This window comes from Photorhabdus kayaii (assembly GCF_025384895.1).
GTDB classification, from domain to species: domain Bacteria; phylum Pseudomonadota; class Gammaproteobacteria; order Enterobacterales; family Enterobacteriaceae; genus Photorhabdus; species Photorhabdus kayaii.
The window spans coordinates 21,234-41,442 of record NZ_JAJAFZ010000008.1 but is presented as its reverse complement, the minus strand read 5'-3'; the positions used below and the strand labels follow the sequence as shown (position 1 = coordinate 41,442).

The following is a 20,209-nucleotide window of genomic DNA, read 5'->3' as shown; positions in this document are numbered from 1 at the left end:
GATGGCAACTATAACTGGTTGGAGACTTCAGTCAGATTTTGATCCAGATCACGAAAATAAACGGACATAATGACTCCGTTTGCTCCGGTACGTTTAATCGGCCCTTCAAGGATTTCAACTTCATTCTGATGTACTCAATAAGATTAATATCACAATTGTGTCGGACATCGAATCTTCTGAATGATAAAAGCCGCTGAATTTCAGCGACTTTTCATCGTGAGGTAAATGTTAATTTAGAGTACTGCAACAATGGCTTCACATAGTGGAGCCATGTTTTCTAACGTCAAGCCAGCGACGTTAATACGACCGGAACTGACAGCGTATATGCCAAACTCCTCACGCAGACGTTCTACTTGTTCTTTTGTCAGGCCACTGAATGAGAACATACCATTTTGGCTAATAATAAAGCTGAAATCCTGTTTTGCCCCTTTTTCCTGCAAGGTATTGACAAACAGTTGACGCATACGCTGAATACGTTCGCGCATGGTGGTCAGTTCCTGTTCCCAAGCTGCTTTCAGATCTTCATTTGATAAAATGGTAGTGACAACAGATGCACCATGAGCGGGTGGGTTGGAATAGTTAGCACGGATAATCGCTTTAGCTTGGCTAAATGCTTTTTCTGCTGTATCACTGTCACTAGCAACAATAGTACAGGCACCGACACGTTCATTGTATAGGCCAAAGTTTTTGGAGTAAGAGCTGGCAACAATCAGTTCATTATGATTTTTCGCAAAAATACGTAGGCCTTCTGCGTCTTCGTTCAGGCCCTTGGCAAATCCTTGATAAGCGAAATCAAAAATAGGCAACCAGCCTTTCTCCGCAGACATTTCTGCCAGCTTAGCCCATTGTGCCGGGGTTGGATCGATGCCCGTCGGATTGTGGCAGCAACCGTGGAACAGAACAACATCACCTGGCTGAGCTTCAGACAGGCTTGCTAGCATGTCTTCGAAATTCAGCGCGTGTTTTTCAGCGTCATAGTATTTATATTCACAGACTTCCAAACCGGCGGCGGAAAAAACGTTTTTATGGTTTGGCCAGGTTGGGTTGCTAATCCAAATGCGTTTAGCATTAGTCTGTTTGGCAATGAAATCCGCAGCAATACGTAAAGCACCTGTACCGCCTGGGCTTTGTGCTGTGCGGGCGCGTTTATCTGTGACGACTGGGTGATCTTTGCCAAACAGTAATTCTTGAGTTACGCGGCCAAATTCAGCTAAACCGCTAATCGGCAGATAATTCTTTGTTGTTTCGTTTTCCAGCAAATATTGTTCAGCTTTTTTAACACTACTCAGAACAGGAGTTTTTCCTGTTTCATCTTTATAGACACCGATACCAAGGTTGATTTTATTTGTACGAGGATCAGAACGGAAACTATCGGCTAAGCCAAGAATAGGGTCGGCAGGCGCTGCGGTAATTTTCTCAAACATGTTTGTAATTCCAAAGCTCAGAGTTAAGCCCAAAAGGGTAGTCAGGTTAACGCCGCTAAAACGGTTTGCCAACTATTTGTCGTAAAAAGAAGATAATCTTGTGAGGCAGTTTGCGGAGTGAGAAAAAGTTGGAATAGTAGAGAGAAAACATAAGACTAAAAAAGCAGCACCTAAGCGCTGCTTTCTCTTCATGATGCTTAACTTGTTCAGCTAAATCTAATTTACCAACGGTAATTAGAATTGGTAAACCATACCTACGCCAACAACGTTATTAGTGTTGATACCACTCTCTCTGGTGAATTCATTGCTATCCAGCAGGTTGATTTTGTAATCAATATAGGTAGTCAAGTTTTTGTTGAAGTAGTAGAAAGTACCGACCGAGATATATTTTACGAGATCGCGGCTGTTGGATTCTTTCCCGTCATGATCGAGGTCACCAAGCAGATTTTTACCTTTGGACTGAACGTATGCCAGAGATGGACGTAAACCGAAATCGAACTGATATTGAGCAGTCAATTCGATGTTCTGGGTTTTGTTAGCGATATTTTCCATATTATCTTCACCAACTTTTCCACCGAAGCGGGTCATGTTACGGGTTTCACCGTACATGGCAGCCAGGTAGATGTTGTTGGCATCGTATTTGGCACCAATGTTCCATGACTCAGCGCGATCACCCAAGGCAGTAGAACCTTTATTGGTATCAATATCATAGGCAGTTTTTTGCGCAGAAGTACGGGCAGAGTTAGAGTATGCACCACCGACGCTAATACCATAACCTACGTCATAGGTTGCAGCGAAACCGTAACCATCACCGTTGTCTTTACGGTTGATACGGCTATTAGCCGTGTTTTCACTATTTTCACCCTGATATTGCAGGGCAAAATTCAGGCCATCAACCAGACCGAAGAAATCGGTATTGCGGTAAGTCAACAGACCAGTAGAACGGCCGGTCATGAAGTTATCAGTCTGCGCCATTGAGTCGCCACCAAATACTGGCAACACATCGGTCCAAGCGTTGACATCATAAACCACACCGTAGTTACGGCCGTAGTTCAGTGAACCGTAGTCAGAGAGTTTCAAACCAGCGAAAGCTAAACGCGTTTTGGTTTCTTCGTCAGTACCTTCTGCGCGGTTACCTTTGATATTGTATTCCCAACGGCCAAAACCGGTCAGTTGGTCATTAACTTGAGTTTCACCTTTGAAACCCAGACGGGCGAAGGAGTTATCGCCATCTTCGCCACTTTTGTTGTTAGCGAATTTGTGCTGGACTTCAACTTTACCGTATAGGTCCAGTTTGTTGCCGTCTTTATTATAAACTTCAGCTGCATTTGCTGCCCCAGCAGCTAACAGAGCTGGGATTACTACTGCAAGAACATTGCGTTTCATCATTATTATTACCCTCATTGGTGTTATTCGGACACCTGCCACTGCCAAAAATAATTCTTTAAAAATCTACGGAACTATTTGTGAGAGTTTAGTGTCGTCTGTTTCGCTGTCAAGTGTTTCATTGGTTGTTATTTTTATCCACTCACAAAATGCTATAAAAAAGAAAATTTAGTAAAAATGTGAAATAAAGTGTTTCAAAATGTAAATGAGAGATTATTTTTTAATCTCTGGTTGGTCCAGTTGATCAAAAAAGTGAAAAATGACTCGAAGTTAGTGGCGGAAGAAAATTACCTGTTGATCTTAATAAAAAGAGTAAAATGTGGTGTTTATTTCATCAATCATATTTCTTATATGTAACTTACTGATATGCTTGTCGATGTGTTGCATATCATTTTTTAACAGATACCTGATAATGATTCTTCTTGGAAGAAGTAGTGCTCACTTTAAGTGAGCACCATACACATGTTAATTGGATTTTCTATTAATCTACCTAATTCATTTCAGATTGTTAGAATTGATATACCAAACCTATACCCACAGCGTTATTCGTATTGACATCGAGATATTTGGTGAAGGGGGTGTCATGGACTAAGTTGATTTTGTAATCAACATAGGCAGACAAATTTTTGTTAAAGTTATAATAAGAGCCAATAGAGAGATATTTTACCCAGTCTTGATGAGTGAAAAAAGTTGTTCCCCTGGATTGAACATATGCCAGAGATGGGCGCAGACCAGAATCCAACTGATATTGGGCAGTTAATTCGATATTACGAGTTTTTGCAGAGACAATATCTTGGTAGCCGAAAGAGGTCATATTGTGAGTTTCGCCATACATGGCAGCCAGATATAGGTTGTTTGCATCATATTTGGCCCCAACGTTCCACGCCTCAGCCCTTTCACCACGAGCGACAGAGGTAACGAGTCTTTCATGTGTAATAGGGCGGTCAGAATTGGAGTAGGCTCCTCCTACGCTGATACCATTACCGATATCATAAGTAACGGAGAGGCCGAAACCGTCACCGTTACTACCACCGTTGGGCTTACTACGACTACCGTATTTACTGTGTGAATTGCGGCTGTTTTTGCTGTCTTCGTCGTTCTTACCTTGGTATTGCAGGGCGAAGTTCAGACCATCAACCAGGCCAAAGAAATCCGTATTGCGATAAGTCAAGACACCGGTAGCACGATTAGTCATGTAGGTGTCAGCTTGCGACATGGAATCAGCGCCGAATACTGGCAGTACATCAGTCCAGGCATTGACGTCATAGAGAACACCGTAATTACGACCATAGTCTAGAGAACCATATTTAGCCAATTTTAGACCCGCGAAACCTAGACGGGTTTGATTACCTTCGGAATCATTTGCCTCAGCTTTGTTGGCCTGAATATTGTATTCCCAACGACCATAACCGGTCAGTTGGTTATTGATTTGGGTTTCACCTCTGAAACCCAGACGAACATAGCTTGCATCACCATCTTCACTATATATAGGATATGTATCTGATTTTTGGGTAATTTTAGCGAATTGATGACGTACATCAACTTTGCCATAAAAATCCAGTTTATTACCGTTTTTGTTATAAATTTCAGCGGCATTTGCTACACCAGCAGTCAACATCACTGGGATGACCACGGAAAAGATACTACCCTTCATTATTGTTACCTTCATTTAATTACTATTGTTAATGACCATCATTGGCGTTATTCGGACATCTGTTACTGACAGAAATAATTCCTTTAAGAAACTCGTTGAAATTATTTATGAAAATATCGTGCTGTCCGAGTCGGGGCACAGTTTTTCATTAGCTGTGGATTTTATCTATCATTTAATTGATACAAAGTGACGATTTTTGTAATAAAGTGAAAATAATATATTGCAAAATGTAAATGAAATAGGATTTTTGATCGTGTCTTGAATTGGAAGCATAAAAAAAGCCAGCTTTTGCTGGCTTTATACATAATGATTTTTTAATGTTTGTTTTACGCAATCATTAGAAGTTTGCGCTTCTTGGTGTGCGTGGGAATGGGATGACATCACGTACATTTGGTACACCAGTCACGTAAGCAACCAGGCGTTCAAAGCCCAGCCCGAACCCGGCGTGAGGTACGGTGCCATAACGACGCAGATCACGGTACCACCAGTAATCTTCTTTATTAAGCCCCATCTCTTCCATACGCTTATCCAGCATATCCAGACGCTCTTCACGCTGTGAGCCACCGATAATTTCGCCAATGCCTGGTGCAAGTACGTCCATTGCCGCGACAGTTTTACCGTCGTCGTTCATTCGCATATAGAAGGCTTTAATATCTTTTGGATAGTTTTTCACGACAACCGGAGCTTGGAAATGTTTCTCTGCCAGATAACGTTCATGTTCCGAAGAAAGGTCAACTCCCCAGAAGACTGGATTTTCAAATTTCTGGCCGCAGTTTTGCAGAATTTCAATGGCACTGGTGTAATCAATCTGAGCAAAGTCAGAATTGATAAATTTTTCCAGGCGGGTGATAACATCTTTATCTACGCGTTCAGCGAAGAATTGCAGATCATCAGCACGCTCTGCCAATGCGGCTTTGAAAACATATTTCAGCATATTTTCAGCTAATGTGGCGGCATCATTGAGGTTAGCGAAGGCGATTTCTGGTTCAAGCATCCAGAATTCTGCCAGATGGCGGCTGGTATTAGAGTTTTCAGCACGAAAAGTCGGGCCGAATGTGTAAACTTTGCTTAATGCACAAGCGTATGCCTCACCGTTCAATTGTCCGGATACGGTCAGAAAAGCTTCGCGGCCGAAAAAATCTTGGTTGAAATCCACTTCACCTTTGTCAGTTAAAGGCAGATTTTGTAGATCCAGCGTAGAAACGCGGAACATTTCGCCAGCACCTTCTGTATCAGCAGCTGTTATCAATGGGGTGGAAACCCAGAAGTAACCATTTTCATGGAAGAAACGGTGTAGCGCTTGAGCAAGGGTATGGCGCATACGAGCAACGGCACCAATCAGGTTGGTACGTGGACGCAGGTGAGCCACTTCGCGCAGGTATTCAATGCTGTGGCGTTTAGCGGCCATGGGATAGGTATCAGGATCTTCAACCATACCGATCACGACGATTTTCGTCGCTTGCAGTTCAAAATTCTGCCCTTGACCAAGGGAAGCAACGACTGTTCCTGTCACTTCGACAGAACAACCGGTAGTTAAATGCAGAACTTCATCCTGATAATTGGGCAAATTATTATTAACGACGGCCTGTAATGGATTAAAGCAGGAACCGTCATAGACGGCGAGGAAAGAGATGCCAGCTTTAGAATCTCTCCTTGTACGTATCCAGCCGCGAACGGTGACTTCACTATCAACCGCAACCCGGCCTTGCAGTACGTCGACTACAGGCGCTACGCTCATAGATTTCTCTCTTCTTTATCAGTTCAAGTTTATGAAAATGAATATCCCCACAAGGGGCAACTTATTCTATGTTACTTGCCCTGTTTCAGGAAACAAGGGGAAATCATCAATTTAAACGGTGAAATAGAGGGGAAAGCGCACTTTTCAGATGTGCTGCTGCCTTATTTGCCAGCAGCACAGTGGTATTTTTTAATGAAACTTGAGTTAACAAGCTTGTTTAACCTGGGGTATATCAAAAGCGGCGCGTAGCCTGTTAACAAACTCGTTATCTTCGCAAATGGTTTTGCCAGGGCTGTCTGAAAGCTTTGCGACTGGTTTGCCATTACACTCGATAAGTTTGATGACGATATTCAGTGGCTTAACCCCTGGGATATTGCAGGTAAGCTGTGTACCGATACCGAAAATCAGGTTTATTCTGTTGTGGAAATGACGATAGAGCGCTAGCGCTTTTTGGAAGTCCAGGCTGTCAGAGAACACGAGGGTCTTCGTCATTGGGTCGATACCCAGTTTTTGGTAGTGAGCGATCGCTTTTTCACCCCATTGAACGGGATCACCCGAATCATGGCGTAAGCCTTGATAATTTTTGGCAAACTGGGCATCAAAGTCCCGCAGAAACGCGTCCATTGTAATGCAGTCAGTCAAGGCAATACCTAATTGGTTAGGATATTCTTTCAGCCAACTCTGTAATGCTTCTCGTTGACTGCTAGCCAGATCCGGGCTGATTTGCTGATGAGCTTGAAACCACTCATGCGCTTGTGTTCCAACAGGAGGGAGTCCAAGCTGTTGTGCAAGTTGGTAATTGCTAGTGCCAATCAGATAAGGGAAATGCTGTTGCAGCTCACTGACGATAGCGTGTTGAACATGGTGTGAGAAACGACGGCGTGTACCGAAATCCATCAGTTTAAAACTGGAGAGATCGATTCCTTTATTTTCAGCATGTTGATAGAACAGTTTGATCAATTTGCGTAGCTGGTTGACTGCATTTTCCACTGCGTTATCGGGTAAGTGATGACGATGAATTAATTCACTGATTAACGCCAGTAATGGGACTTCCCACATAATCACTTCATGCCATAATCCTGAAATATGGATAGCTAATTGACCGCCATTTGTAACAGAAATATTGACTTGCTGTGGATTAAAACGAAAGGTTTTTAACCAGCCCAGATAATCAGCCTTGAAAAAAGGCAGACTGGAAAGGTAATTAAATTCAGCATCGGTTAATGCCAGATCAGCCATCATATTAACTTGATGACGTAATTCTGTGGCATATTCACCTAGCAGTTCATCGCCGCGGCAGCGAAACTCCGCAACAACAGGAATGTGGCTGTAGCGGTGGTACACTGCTTGTTGCATATGAAGTTTATAAGCATCAGTATCAAGCAGTGATTTAATAATTGGGGTAGCGTCTAGTGTCATAGCGCGTTATGCATCCTCACGGAGCGTATTCGTATTAGCTAAATCGATAAAGTTGGAAGAGTATACCGGGATTATTTTGTTATTGAAGTCACATAACGTCATATAGTTCACCAAAATATCGAAGCTAAAAAGGGTCTTTGGTTAAATGCTATCATGTTATTTGATCATTAAGTGATAACAAGCACCAAAGAGTAAACATATTCCTTACATAACATCATACTCGTTCTTAATGAATGTTAAATGCCAGAAGGTGCGTTGTTCACTCTTGAAATTCAACCTCTTTCTATGGCAGCGTAAGGTCTAGTATTGAATTAATTCCATCAGGTATGAAACAAAAAGGTTTCTTATGACACAACAGCGACAAGCTAAGTACCGCCGGGATTATCGCGCTCCCGACTATACGATTTCTGATATTGAACTCGATTTTAATCTTGATGCCGATAACACGGAAATCACTGCAATCAGCCAGATAAAACGTTTGAGTCACGAAATAACGCCATTAGTGTTGGATGGTGAAGATTTGATATTGAAAAGTCTTCATGTGAATGGTCAACCGTGGGCGCATTACCGTGAACAGGAGGGGGCGTTAGTCATTGAGCAGTTGCCGGCTCAGTTCACTTTGAAAATTGTCAATGAGATCCATCCATCGAAAAATACGGCGCTGGAAGGCTTGTATGTTTCTGGTGATGCACTTTGTACTCAGTGTGAAGCAGAAGGGTTTCGCCACATTACTTATTATCTCGATCGGCCTGATGTATTGGCTCGTTTTACAACACGTATCACAGCCGATAAAGCCAAGTATCCGTATCTGCTTTCAAACGGTAACCGGGTTGAGCGGGGAGAAACCGATGATGGACGTCATTGGGTGAAATGGCAAGATCCATTCCCAAAACCATGTTATCTGTTTGCTCTGGTCGCAGGTGATTTTGATGTGTTGCGCGATATTTTTACGACGCGTAGTGGCCGTGAAGTTGCATTGGAGCTGTTTGTTGATCGTGGCAATCTCGATCGGGCTGATTGGGCAATGATCTCCCTGAAAAATGCTATGAAGTGGGATGAAACCCGTTTTGGCCTTGAGTATGACCTCGATATTTATATGATTGTTGCGGTGGATTTCTTTAATATGGGCGCTATGGAGAATAAAGGGCTGAATGTCTTTAACTCCAAATATGTGCTGGCAAAATCTGAAACTGCGACTGATAAAGATTACCTTAATATAGAAGCTGTGATCGGCCACGAATATTTCCATAACTGGACCGGGAATCGCATTACTTGTCGCGATTGGTTCCAACTGAGTTTAAAAGAGGGATTGACGGTATTCCGTGATCAGGAATTTAGCTCTGATCTTGGCTTTCGTTCTGTTAATCGTATTAATAATGTGCGTGTTATGCGTTCGGCACAGTTTGCGGAAGATGCCAGTCCAATGGCCCATCCAATTCGCCCGGATAAAGTGATTGAGATGAATAATTTCTATACCCTGACTGTGTATGAGAAGGGCGCGGAAGTTATTCGTATGATTCATACCCTGCTAGGTGAAGAGCAATTCCAGGCAGGGATGCAGCTTTATATCCATCGTCATGATGGTAGTGCTGCAACATGTGATGATTTTGTTCAGGCAATGGAAGATGCATCAAATGTGGATTTGTCACTTTTCCGTCGCTGGTATAGCCAGTCTGGTACACCAGTATTAACAGTCCGCGATGAATATAATACAGAAAAGCAGCAATATAAGTTGCATGTCAGCCAGATGACACCCACTACCGCCGATCAAAAAGAGAAGCAGCCTCTGCATATTCCCCTGGATATTGAGCTTTATGACAGCAAGGGTCATGTGATTCCGTTACGTTATGATGGTCAACCGGTTCACAATGTATTGAATGTGACTAATGCAGAACAGACGTTTGTATTTGATGATGTGCCATCACTGCCGGTTCCCTCTTTATTGCGGGAATTCTCAGCACCAGTGAAACTGGATTACACATTCAGTGATCAGCAATTGGCATTCTTGATGAAACATGCTCGCAATGCGTTTTCACGTTGGGATGCGGCTCAGTCGTTGATGGCAAACTATATCAAACTGAATATTATCCGTTACCAGCAGAAGCAGCCGATCGAACTGCCAATGCATGTGGTGGATGCTTTCCGCGCGGTGTTATTGGATAAAGAGATTGATCCGGCTCTGGCTGCTCATATTCTGGCTTTACCATCAGAGAGTGAGATAGCAGAACTGTTTACGATTATTGATCCTAAAGCGATTCATGAAGTTTTGGATACCATCACCCGTACTTTGGCTCAGGAAATGGCTGATGAATTTGCGGTGGTTTATAACGCTATCAAGATCGGTGCATATCGCGTCGCTCATCAGGATATTGCTAAGCGCTCTCTGCGTAATATCTGTCTATATTATTTGGCTTTTGGTCATCAAGAGCAGGCTGATAAAGTGGTATCAAATCAATATCATCAATCTGACAATATGACTGATGCACTGGCGGCATTATCTAGCGCGGTGCTGGCAGAGTTGCCTTGCTGTGATCAACTCATGGCGGAATTTGATGGTAGATGGTATCAGGACGGCCTGGTGATGGATAAATGGTTCAGCTTACAGGCAAGTAGCCCGGTGGTAGATGTTTTGGCTAATGTACGCCATCTTCTGAATCATCGTTCATTTAGTATGAGTAACCCAAACCGGGTGCGTGCTCTGATTGGGACATTTGTTAACAATCCGGTTGCATTCCATGCTGAAGATGGCAGTGGTTATCAATTCTTGATGGAAATTTTGACTGATCTTAACAGCCGTAACCCACAGGTTGCTTCCCGTTTAATTGAACCGCTGATTCGTCTGAAACGTTATGATGAAAAACGTCAAAACATGATGCGTAGTGCGTTGGAGCAGTTAAAAGGATTGGAAAATCTGTCTGGTGATCTGTTTGAAAAAATTACCAAGGCATTAGAAAGCTGATAGCTATTTATTTATCGGGCTTATGGTTATTTAGCCCGATATTTTTTCCAATTTATCTTCTGGATAATAAATTTCTTCTTGCAAGCATTGGGTTGGAAGTAAAATGCAGTGGTCAGTATCTTATGGTAAAACTGATATGTGGTTAATTTTTATGTCTCTATGGTATTATCGTTAATTTAAGGGTGGTCAACCAGTAACTTTAGAGGATAAAAGAATGGCTTTACTTACAATGGATACACATACAGCAGTTAAGGCACTCAAAGCGTCTGGTTTTAACGATGAGCAGTCTGAAAAAATCGTTGAAGTTATTACAGAACTGCAAAACATAAGCGTTGTCACCAAAGCAGATCTAACAGTTGCTACTGAGAGCATTAAAACCGATATTGGTACTATAAAAACAGATTTAGATTGGATTAAGAAACTGACATTAGCAGTTGGTATTGCTGTTGTTATTGCGGCATTGAAATACATTTTTATTGGTTGATGCTTGATACTTATAGTATGAAAATTGCTCAAGATATTAAAGAACATCCATTGGTTTGCTCTCCTTTGAGTTGTTCGAGGGAAGCAAAGTATCTTGAGCAAAGACGTCAACGATTGTCGTCACTAGTGTATTCTTGTTATACCAATGCATTTTCCCGACTCTCACGCGCAACATCTGGGAGAGATTTGCTTCTAATTAGCATATTTCTGTAGATTCAGCCCATGTCATTCGGTTACTCTACTTGCCGAAATATTTTTGGGGATTAAAAATGAGTGTTTTTTAGCTCAAAAATCTTCAAATGGTATCTGAGTGTGTATAGAGACATGTGTAGTTTAATGTTTATAAATTAATTAATGGGTTTAGAATTATGTGCTACCCACTAGTCAGGAAAGCGTTGTTCCAGCTTGATCCGGAACGAGCACACGAATTAACCTTCCGCCAGCTCAAGCGTATTACCGGTACTCCTTTCGAGTTTCTGATCCGCCAGTCAGTTGCGACGAAGCCTGTTACTTGTATGGGCCTGTCATTTAAAAATCCCCTCGGTCTGGCCGCGGGCCTTGATAAAGATGGCGATTGTATTGATGCATTTGGTGCAATGGGATTTGGTTTTATTGAAATTGGCACCGTAACCCCACGCGCTCAGGCAGGAAATGATAAGCCGAGATTATTCCGTATCGTTGAAGCAGAAGGGTTAATTAACCGTATGGGCTTCAATAATCTTGGTGTTGATAACCTGGTAGAGAATGTCAAAAAGGCAAAATATGGTGGAGTTATTGGGATCAATATTGGCAAAAATAAAGATACACCAGTAGAGCATGGAAAAGATGATTATTTAATCTGTATGGATAAAGTTTATCCTCACGCTGGTTATATCACAATTAATATCTCTTCGCCCAACACTCCGGGCTTAAGAACACTGCAATATGGCGAAGCGTTGGATGATCTATTATCTGCGATTAAAAATAAACAGGGTGAACTTCAGCAAAAATACCAAAAATATGTCCCTGTTGCGGTGAAAATCGCACCGGATCTTTCTGAAGAAGAGTTGATTCAAATTGCAGATAGTTTAATTCGTCATAATATCGATGGTGCTATTGCCACTAATACAACGTTAGATAAGAGCTTAGTTGAAGGGCTTAACTATTGCCAACAAGCTGGTGGGTTAAGTGGTCGGCCGGTTCAGTTACGTAGTACAGAAGTTATTCGTCAGCTCTCTCAAGAATTAAGAGGTAAAATTCCTGTTATCGGTGTTGGTGGAATAGATTCACTTATCTCTGCCAGAGAAAAAATAGCGGCGGGGGCTTCTTTAATACAGATTTTCTCTGGATTTATCTATTATGGTCCAAAATTAATCAAAGATATCGTCAATCATATCTAGATCTTTCTGTTAATTTATCATTGGGGGTTTATTTTTACCCCCAACTCGTCTATATTCATTCTGATCGCCTAAATTTTATCTGTATCTTCGCATATCTTTTAATTATGGCAGGACTTATTTTACTGAATAGCGGGCAAGTTATTTACAATCTGTTTGGCGATGTAAACTTTCCTGGTATATACCCTATGGATTTCAAGGTGCATCGTGACGACAAGGGAGCGAATCCCCGGGAGCATAGGTAACTATGTGACCGGGGTGAGTGAGTGCAGCCAACAAAGAGGCAACTTGAAAGATAACGGGTATAAAAGGATAATTCATGAATATTAAACCCGATGACCAATGGCGCTGGTATTTTGATGCTGACCATGACCGTGTGATGCTCGATCTGTCTAATGGTATGGTTTTTCGTTCCTGTTTTCCTGCTAAGATGCTGATACCCTATGCAATGGGAGAAACTTCATTTTCTGTAGAAGATGCGACGCTTTATTATTGTTTTGAAGAGCAGACACGCCGAATTAATATTTCAGATGAGTCCAGGGCTGAATTAGTTCTTAATGCGTTAGTGGCGTTCCGCTTTATTAAGCCACAAATGCCAAGAAGCTGGTATTTTTCTCGTTTTGCCATGATAGAGAAGCCGGTACAAGGAGAGCTGATTCAGGTACGGCTCCAGGATTGCGGGACAGATGCTATATTCTTAGTAGTAGAGGTCGGGGATAGTGCGAGCCTTTGTCTGCTAGCTCAATCGCAATTAAAGTTATCCGATCGGGTAATGAATTTTTGTGATCCAATTAAGATTATGAATGATCGATTGATGCCATTTGTGGAACCTATTTATACGCCAATTTATGGCACTGCGATTTGATTTGGGTTTAAGATCCCATTGTTCTGTGATTTCCAAGAGTAAAGACACTTTTTGAAAATAGAGCGACAAGTCAGAAGATAATCACTGTTTTTAATTAAGAAAATTGTTCTTTATCATTTGAGGAAATTTTATCGCATTCACATCTTCCCATCTGATTATGAGTAAGTCACTCTTTTCTTGTGTTCTAAAATCTCCTGTTGGCTATTATCACAGAAATTTGCCTATTATACCCTATGGATTTCAAGATGCATCGCGACGGCAAGGGAGTGAATCCCCGGGAGCATAGATAACTATGTGACCGGGGTGAGCGAGTGCAGCCAACAAAGAGGCAACTTGAAAGATGACGGGTATATATGTAATAGCTACAGCTCACTCATTTGAAGCAGGCATGAAAAATAGATAAGAAGCGCTTTTATAATTTCCTCCCCTCTGGATAACATTAGTTCCGAGATGGGGAGGAGAGATAATGAAGTTAATTAGCACGATTTTCGAAGATTAATTGTTCTGCGTGATGGGATATTGCCGCTAATGCGTCGTGACTGGAGTAATCGTCTTGGACGATTTGTGCGCGTTGTTTAAACAAGTTTGTACGTAGCATATTTTCCACTGTTTGCTTAAGCTGAGATTCAGTAGGTTGTGCTGTATCCAGATTAATACCGCATCCAGCCCATACGACGCGAAACGCTGTTTCCTGTTTGCCTTCTCCTGTATCGGCAATGAGCACTGGTGTACCGTGGTTAAGGGCATAATTAATGGTTCCGTAACCCCCGTTGGATATTAGCAATGAAGCTTTTGGTAGCCAGTGCTCAAATGAGATAAATTCTTCGATACGTGCGTTGTCGGGGATGTTCTCTGGCTGTATTTCTACTGATCTACCACCGGTAGTTGCTAATACACGCACAGGTAATGTAGCCAGTGCACGCAATGTGGGGAAAACTAACTGGTTTAGATCGGTATTAGACATAGTACCTTGAGTGACTATAACCAATGGGCGTGGATCACCTTCTTCCCATAATTGAGGTGATTCTGTTATCGGTGCGGGGTTGGGGAGTGGGCCAATAAAATGGACTGTATTAGGTAATCCTTCTCGTGGGTATTCAAATGCCAGGGTTGAAAGTTGCAAAAAGCGGTCAGAGCCCAAAATGACTTCATCGTTGAAAAATCTAGTTAACGTAGCGCATCCTGACTGCGCTAACGCATCGTTGAAGCTATCCTGTACTTCGGTTATTAGTTGTCGGGTTTCCTCATCTACGAGTTGTTCATGTGTCAATTCTGATGGTAATAATGCGGGTGGGATACGTGGCCCCCAGAAAATTGAATCTTTCGAAGAGTAAGCCAGAGGCGTTATGCCAATTATGATCACGGGAAGGCGATGAGCTTTTTCTTTTTGCAGTAGTGGCAATATGCCATAAAAGCAATTCTCGGCTATCAGTAATTCTGCTTGCTGCTCATGGATGATTTGTTGTAGTTGGCGGTCGAGGAATGGGATTGGGCTACAGAAGAAATCTTTAAACGCTAGTGCCATTTGCAGATTTCCTGGCGGCAGGTGCGCTCGGTCAGGAAAACGTTGCTTTAAGTGGCGGTAATCAAAGTCTATCTGCTCATCAAAAGGGATAAATTGTGCGTTTAAAGCTTCTACTTGTTGGCGAAATAATGCGCCAGTGAAGACAGTTACTTGGTGTCCTTGTGTTATCAGTGATTGAGTTACCTTTAACATCGGATAGACATGCCCGGGTGTTGCAACCGCGGCAATGACAATTCGTGCCATAATTTGCTCCTTTGTACTGTTTTGATTTAATTACGCTAGTTAGCTCCTGACTCAGGGGGTGATTATTTTATGACTACTATTATAAATTAATTACAGAAATAATAATTAATTATTACAATAATCACTTTGATTTATTTTTTATGATGTAATGAAATATGCCGATTTCCTCTCCCTGTCGGTCTGTGTTAGCACCAAAACGGAGAGGAAAGAAGAAGGTATCTAGGGTTTAATTAATGTGGTTTTGTTCGAGAATTAATTGTTCTACGTGACGGGATATGGCTGCTAATGCATCATGTTTTGCGTAATCTTTTTGGACAATTTGCGCACGTTGTTTAAACAAGTCTGTACTCAGCATATTTTCCACTGTTTGCTTAAGTTGAGATTCAGTGGGATGTGCTGTATCCAGATTAGTACCGCATCCAGCCCATACAACACGAAACGCTGCTTCCTGCTTGCCTTCTCCTGCATCGGCAATAAGTAATGGTGTTCCGTGGCTGAGAGCATAATTGATGGTTCCGTAGCCCCCGTTGGATATCAGCAATGAAGCTTTCGGCAGCCAGTGCTCAAATGAAATAAATTCTTCGACGCGCACGTTTTCAGGTAGATCTTTACTCAGTGTTTCTACCGATCTGCCACCGGTGGTTGCCAATATACGTACCGGTAATGTAGTCAGTGCACGCAATGTGGGGAGAATCAACTGATTTAAATCGGTATTGGAAATAGTACCCTGAGTAACTATAACTAATGGACGTGGATCATCTTCTTCCCATAATTGAGGTGATGTTGTGGTTGGTGCAGGGTTAGGAAGTGGCCCAATAAAATGGACTGTATCAGGCAATCCTTCTCGTGGATATTCAAATGCCAGAGTTGAGAGTTGCAAAAAGCGATCAGCACCAAAGATGACTTCATCGTTGAAAAGTCTGGTTAATGCAGAGCCTCCTGACTGGACTAATGAATTATTGAAACTATCCTGCACTTCGGCTATGAGTTGTTGGTTGGCTTTATCGACGAGCTGTTCATGTGTCAATTCTGGTGGTAATACCGCAGGTGGGATACGTGGCCCCCAGAAAATTGAATCTTTCGAAGAGTAAGCCAGAGGTGTTATACCAATGACTATCACTGGAAGACGATGGGTTTTTTCTTCTTGCAGCAGGGGTAATATGCCATAAAAGCAGTTCTCGGCTATAAGTAGATCTGCTTGTTGTTCACGGATAATTTGCCGTAATTGGCGGTCAAGAACTGGGATTGGGGTGGAGAAGAAATTCTTGAATGCTAGTGCCATTTGTACATTTCCCGGAGGAAGTTGAGCACGGTCGGGAAAATGCTGTTCTAAATGGCGGTAGTCAAAATCTACCTGTTGATCAAAAGGAACAAATTGTGCGCTTAAAGCTTCTACCTGTTGGCGAAATAATGCACCGGTAAACACGGTTACCTGATGTCCTTGTGCTATTAGTGATTGAGCGATCTTTAACATTGGATAGACATGTCCAGGGGTTGCGAGCGCTGCAATGATGATACGTGCCATGACTTACTCCTTTGGTGTTTTGTCTGAGTGACTTAAGTTCCTGATTAGAGTGTAATCATTTTATGACAGTAGTTATAAATTCATTATGGTAATAATTAATTCATTATTGTAATAATAAATTCGTTATAATAATCACCATTGTGATTGATTTATAAAATTTATTGATTTCTTCTCCCTTTTAAGCGGTGTTAGCGCCAAAATGGGAAGGAAGGGGAGAGGAATTGGAGTTCAACGTGCCAACTTATGGCACGTTAGTCTGATTCTAATTTAAAAATCTATTCTTCGCTATTATTAAGAATAAGGTTGCTCTTTGGAACACAACAGCAAACTAAAATATGGCCGTCGTTTTTAATCGCCGTGGCTTTTAAAGGAGAAACCTCACCCTTAATTAAAGAAAGTTTACAGCATCCACATATTCCTGCCCGACATGAATAGGGTACTCTAATTTTTTGTTGTTCCAGTTGTTCTAAAATGATTTGTTGATTATTACCTGTAAAGGTTTTTCCATTATATTCAATAGTGACAGATTGCTCATTTATTTTTGGTAAATCAATATCTTCGACTTTTTCACTACTGCCATATTTACGCGGATCTTTTTTAGCTAATATAGTGACATTATCTCCGATTCTAATAATACCACTTGAACGGGCAATGAGATTCTGACCAAAATCGACATCACCATTTTCTGCTGTACGGAATGATTGCAATGTCGCTAATGGCTCTCCGTTAGGATTTTTAATGCCTTTATCAATGCTGACGGTGGTCAGAATACAGCGACTACACGGTTTGGGTAAATCAAAAATAACATCGCCAATCTGAATTGATTGCCAACTGTCTTCTGCAAATGCTTCTGCACCGGTAATAACAATATTTGGACGAAATTGTTCTAATTTAATACTGGCCGGGCAACGTTGTTGTAATAAATGAAATGAGGCTTCATTAATAAGAAGAAATGGATAACCATCCGCAAATGATAATGGAATTTCGGGGTGTTTTTTTACTCTGCGGGTTAATTCATGGCTTAACCAGCGTAATTGCACCGGAATGTCAAAGAAACTACTTAGCCATCGGTTAACGGTTTCTGGTGCAATGAGAGCCGTAAAATGGTTGCCCCATACTTCCGTAGGTTGCTGTTCAGGTAGGAAATCACTGTAAAGTACGGTGGCATTTTCTCCATTGGGCGCACGCAGATAAATACCGTTATTTAACATAGCCGGAGTAAATAACAACATCTGAGGATATTTACGGGCGGTAATAAAAGTCCCGTCTGTCATTGTGATCATAAAATTGCGATCAAATATAAGGCCGCTTTCACTGACTAATGCATGGGAAAGTTGTAAACCACGCATAGACTTTACCGGGTGGGTATACAGGCGAGACAGAGTGATCATCTGTTAATCTCCATGAAACATTTTTTACATGCGCAACTTTATGACATGTCACTTAGATTAGCTATAATGCGTAACAATTTTCTTTCTTGGTGATATGTAACATGAACTCTCTGTTTGCCAGCACGGCGCGTGGATTAGAAGAATTATTGAAGAACGAACTGGAAATGCTGGGTGCGCAATCATGCAAAATTGTGCAAGGCGGAGTTCATTTTCAAGGTGATGGCAAAGTGATGTATAAAAGTCTGATGTGGAGCAGGCTGGCATCACGTATTTTGCTACCGCTAAACGAATTTAATGTTTATAGCGATTTAGATCTCTATCTTGGCGTTCAGTCTATTGATTGGAGCCAGATTTTTTCTGTAGAAAGTACTTTCTCTGTGCATTTCAGTGGCACAAATGAAGAGATACGGAATACTCAATATGGCGCACTCAAAGTTAAAGACGCCATTGTCGATAGCTTTACTCGTAAGTTGGATCAACGCCCCAATGTGGCAAAGCAACAGCCGGATGTTTGCATTAATGTTTTTTTGAATAAAGAGAAAGCCAGTGTTGCATTGGATTTGAGTGGTGATGGTTTGCATATCCGAGGTTATCGCGATCTTGCTGGTCAAGCCCCACTGAAAGAAAATCTGGCTGCTGCGATTATTCTACGTTCAGGCTGGCAGATTGGTACTCCGATGGTCGATCCTATGTGTGGTTCTGGCACATTATTGATTGAAGCCGCAATGATGGCGGCTGATCGTGCTCCTGGGCTTCATCGTAACCACTGGGGCTTTATTGCTTGGTTGCAACATGATGAAGAAATTTGGCGTGAGGTGACCACAGAAGCGCAGATCCGCTTTCGTAAAGGTCTTCAGGAGACAGCTTCCCGTTTTGTTGGTTCTGATATTGATCGCAGAGTGCTGGATATGGCTCGGTCAAATGCTCGTAGAGCCGGGGTTGCGCAGTTGATAACGTTCCAGCAAGGTGATGCCAGTCGTCTGGAAAATCCGTTGCCAGAAGGCCCTGCTGGAACAGTATTAAGTAATCCACCTTATGGTGAGCGTTTGGAAAGTGAGCCGGCATTGATTGCACTACACAGTTTGTTTGGGCGGATAATGAAAAGCCGTTTCCCTAGCTGGCGTCTGTCTCTATTTAGTGCGTCACCTGAATTGCTGAGCTGCTTGCAATTACGGGCTGAACGTGAGTTTAAAGCTAAAAATGGTCCACTGGATTGCGTACAGAAAAATTATCAGTTGTCAGATAAACCGCACTCATCAGAGGTGAATGTGGCGGAAGATTATGCCAACCGCCTGCGCAAAAATGAAAAGAAATTAACTCACTGGGCAAAACAGCAAGGGATTAATTGTTATCGTCTGTATGATGCTGATTTGCCAGAATACAATGTGGCTGTTGACCGTTATGCGGATAAAGTAGTGATTCAGGAATATGCTCCGCCAAAAAGTGTTGATGCTAATAAAGCGCGTCAGCGTTTATTTGATGCTATCAGTGCAACGATGCAAATTCTTGGACTCTCATCAAATCAATTAGTACTTAAAACTCGTCAGCGTCAGAAAGGCAAAAGCCAGTATGAAAAAATGGCAGAAAAACAGGAATTCTTTCTGGTAAATGAGTATGACGCAAAATTCTGGGTCAATTTAACTGACTATTTGGACACTGGCTTGTTCCTTGATCATCGTATTGCACGAAAAATGCTAGGTGAAATGAGTGAAGGAAAAGATTTTCTGAATCTGTTTGCCTATACCGGAGCAGCGACGGTACATGCTGGATTAGGAGGCGCGCGTTCAACAACGACGGTTGATATGTCTCGCACTTATCTTGAATGGGCTGAACGGAACTTACAGGCTAATGAATTAACCGGGCGTCAGCATCGGTTGATTCAGGCAGATTGTCTCGCTTGGTTGGCACGGGCCAATGAACAGTTTGATTTGATTTTTATTGATCCGCCGACTTTTTCTAATTCTAAACGGATGGAAGATACATTTGATGTACAACGCGACCATATCATGTTGATGAGACAGCTTAAGCGCTTGTTGCGTCGTGGAGGAACGCTGATGTTCTCTAATAATAAACGTGGTTTTAAAATGGATTTTGCTGAGTTGGAAAAAGCTGGCTTGGTGGCAGAAGAAATCACCAGTAAAACCCAGTCGCAGGATTTTGCCCGCAATCGTCAGATTCACAACTGCTGGCTATTACGTCATGCTGGTGAGGAAAAATAATT

The 20,209-nt window shown here is 42.0% G+C and carries 14 protein-coding genes; 6 read left to right on the top strand and 8 right to left on the bottom strand.

What is annotated here, in order from left to right; genetic code table 11:
• Positions 1-233: 233 nt before the first annotated feature.
• The 5 genes from LGZ98_RS04905 to pncB form a co-directional block, all read right to left on the bottom strand.
• The gene (locus LGZ98_RS04905) at positions 234-1,424 is read right to left on the bottom strand and encodes an amino acid aminotransferase (RefSeq protein WP_113043229.1); all 1,191 of its coding nucleotides are present in this window, start codon (positions 1,422-1,424) and stop codon (positions 234-236) included.
• Between the two features lie 234 nt (positions 1,425-1,658).
• Positions 1,659-2,813, bottom strand: a complete 1,155-nt coding sequence (gene ompC / locus LGZ98_RS04900) for a porin OmpC (protein ID WP_271859138.1) — start codon at positions 2,811-2,813, stop codon at positions 1,659-1,661.
• 505 nt (positions 2,814-3,318) lie between these two features.
• Positions 3,319-4,464, bottom strand: coding sequence for a porin (locus tag LGZ98_RS04895; RefSeq protein WP_113043230.1), 1,146 nt, complete (start codon positions 4,462-4,464; stop codon positions 3,319-3,321).
• Positions 4,465-4,801: 337 nt separating this feature from the next.
• Entirely contained in the window at positions 4,802-6,202 is a 1,401-nt protein-coding gene (gene asnS, locus LGZ98_RS04890; protein WP_113043231.1) for an asparagine--tRNA ligase, read from the bottom strand.
• A 204-nt stretch (positions 6,203-6,406) separates the two neighbouring features.
• Positions 6,407-7,621, bottom strand: a complete 1,215-nt coding sequence (gene pncB / locus LGZ98_RS04885; protein WP_113043232.1) for a nicotinate phosphoribosyltransferase — start codon at positions 7,619-7,621, stop codon at positions 6,407-6,409.
• A gap of 346 nt (positions 7,622-7,967) precedes the next feature.
• On the opposite strand from pncB, the gene pepN reads away from it, so the two are divergent.
• The 5 genes from pepN to LGZ98_RS04860 all read left to right on the top strand — a co-directional run bounded on the left by pepN (position 7,968) and on the right by LGZ98_RS04860 (position 13,304).
• Positions 7,968-10,580, top strand: a complete 2,613-nt coding sequence (gene pepN, locus LGZ98_RS04880) for an aminopeptidase N (RefSeq protein WP_262977785.1) — start codon at positions 7,968-7,970, stop codon at positions 10,578-10,580.
• 214 nt (positions 10,581-10,794) lie between these two features.
• Complete coding sequence (locus LGZ98_RS04875) at positions 10,795-11,064, top strand: CCDC90 family protein (protein ID WP_046396460.1); 270 nt, start codon at positions 10,795-10,797, stop codon at positions 11,062-11,064.
• A 367-nt stretch (positions 11,065-11,431) separates the two neighbouring features.
• On the top strand, positions 11,432-12,442 hold the full coding sequence (gene pyrD, locus LGZ98_RS04870) for a quinone-dependent dihydroorotate dehydrogenase (protein ID WP_113043234.1): 1,011 nt from the start codon (positions 11,432-11,434) through the stop codon (positions 12,440-12,442).
• Between the two features lie 204 nt (positions 12,443-12,646).
• A complete protein-coding gene (locus LGZ98_RS04865) occupies positions 12,647-12,769 on the top strand; it encodes a hypothetical protein (RefSeq protein ID WP_262405170.1) in 123 nt (40 codons plus the stop codon).
• Entirely contained in the window at positions 12,759-13,304 is a 546-nt protein-coding gene (locus tag LGZ98_RS04860) for a cell division protein ZapC (RefSeq protein ID WP_113043235.1), read from the top strand. Before LGZ98_RS04865 ends, LGZ98_RS04860 begins: the two co-directional genes overlap by 11 nt.
• Before the next feature lie 472 nt (positions 13,305-13,776).
• Here the strand turns inward: LGZ98_RS04860 and LGZ98_RS04855 are convergent, their stop codons facing one another.
• The 3 genes from LGZ98_RS04855 to LGZ98_RS04845 all read right to left on the bottom strand — a co-directional run bounded on the left by LGZ98_RS04855 (position 13,777) and on the right by LGZ98_RS04845 (position 17,988).
• The gene (locus LGZ98_RS04855; protein ID WP_113043236.1) at positions 13,777-15,072 is read right to left on the bottom strand and encodes a glycosyltransferase; all 1,296 of its coding nucleotides are present in this window, start codon (positions 15,070-15,072) and stop codon (positions 13,777-13,779) included.
• A 226-nt stretch (positions 15,073-15,298) separates the two neighbouring features.
• Positions 15,299-16,597 (bottom strand): glycosyltransferase, encoded by a 1,299-nt coding sequence (locus LGZ98_RS04850; protein ID WP_228899377.1) that lies wholly within the window; start codon positions 16,595-16,597, stop codon positions 15,299-15,301.
• A 275-nt stretch (positions 16,598-16,872) separates the two neighbouring features.
• Complete coding sequence (locus LGZ98_RS04845; RefSeq protein ID WP_113043238.1) at positions 16,873-17,988, bottom strand: YcbX family protein; 1,116 nt, start codon at positions 17,986-17,988, stop codon at positions 16,873-16,875.
• A 101-nt stretch (positions 17,989-18,089) separates the two neighbouring features.
• Here LGZ98_RS04845 and rlmKL point away from each other — a divergent pair, with 101 nt between their 5' ends.
• The gene (rlmKL, locus tag LGZ98_RS04840; protein ID WP_113043239.1) at positions 18,090-20,207 is read left to right on the top strand and encodes a bifunctional 23S rRNA (guanine(2069)-N(7))-methyltransferase RlmK/23S rRNA (guanine(2445)-N(2))-methyltransferase RlmL; all 2,118 of its coding nucleotides are present in this window, start codon (positions 18,090-18,092) and stop codon (positions 20,205-20,207) included.
• Positions 20,208-20,209: the final 2 nt, after the last annotated feature.

What these genes read in the sequence shown, in the direction of transcription:
- LGZ98_RS04905 (WP_113043229.1), bottom strand. Translation starts at nt 1,424, where the DNA reads ATGTTTGAGAAAATTACCGCAGCGCCTGCCGACCCTATTCTTGGCTTA.
- ompC (WP_271859138.1), bottom strand. Translation starts at nt 2,813, where the DNA reads ATGATGAAACGCAATGTTCTTGCAGTAGTAATCCCAGCTCTGTTAGCT.
- LGZ98_RS04895 (WP_113043230.1), bottom strand. Translation starts at nt 4,464, where the DNA reads ATGAAGGGTAGTATCTTTTCCGTGGTCATCCCAGTGATGTTGACTGCT.
- asnS (WP_113043231.1), bottom strand. Translation starts at nt 6,202, where the DNA reads ATGAGCGTAGCGCCTGTAGTCGACGTACTGCAAGGCCGGGTTGCGGTT.
- pncB (WP_113043232.1), bottom strand. Translation starts at nt 7,621, where the DNA reads ATGACACTAGACGCTACCCCAATTATTAAATCACTGCTTGATACTGAT.
- pepN (WP_262977785.1), top strand. Translation starts at nt 7,968, where the DNA reads ATGACACAACAGCGACAAGCTAAGTACCGCCGGGATTATCGCGCTCCC.
- LGZ98_RS04875 (WP_046396460.1), top strand. Translation starts at nt 10,795, where the DNA reads ATGGCTTTACTTACAATGGATACACATACAGCAGTTAAGGCACTCAAA.
- pyrD (WP_113043234.1), top strand. Translation starts at nt 11,432, where the DNA reads ATGTGCTACCCACTAGTCAGGAAAGCGTTGTTCCAGCTTGATCCGGAA.
- LGZ98_RS04860 (WP_113043235.1), top strand. Translation starts at nt 12,759, where the DNA reads ATGAATATTAAACCCGATGACCAATGGCGCTGGTATTTTGATGCTGAC.
- LGZ98_RS04855 (WP_113043236.1), bottom strand. Translation starts at nt 15,072, where the DNA reads ATGGCACGAATTGTCATTGCCGCGGTTGCAACACCCGGGCATGTCTAT.
- LGZ98_RS04850 (WP_228899377.1), bottom strand. Translation starts at nt 16,597, where the DNA reads ATGGCACGTATCATCATTGCAGCGCTCGCAACCCCTGGACATGTCTAT.
- LGZ98_RS04845 (WP_113043238.1), bottom strand. Translation starts at nt 17,988, where the DNA reads ATGATCACTCTGTCTCGCCTGTATACCCACCCGGTAAAGTCTATGCGT.
- rlmKL (WP_113043239.1), top strand. Translation starts at nt 18,090, where the DNA reads ATGAACTCTCTGTTTGCCAGCACGGCGCGTGGATTAGAAGAATTATTG.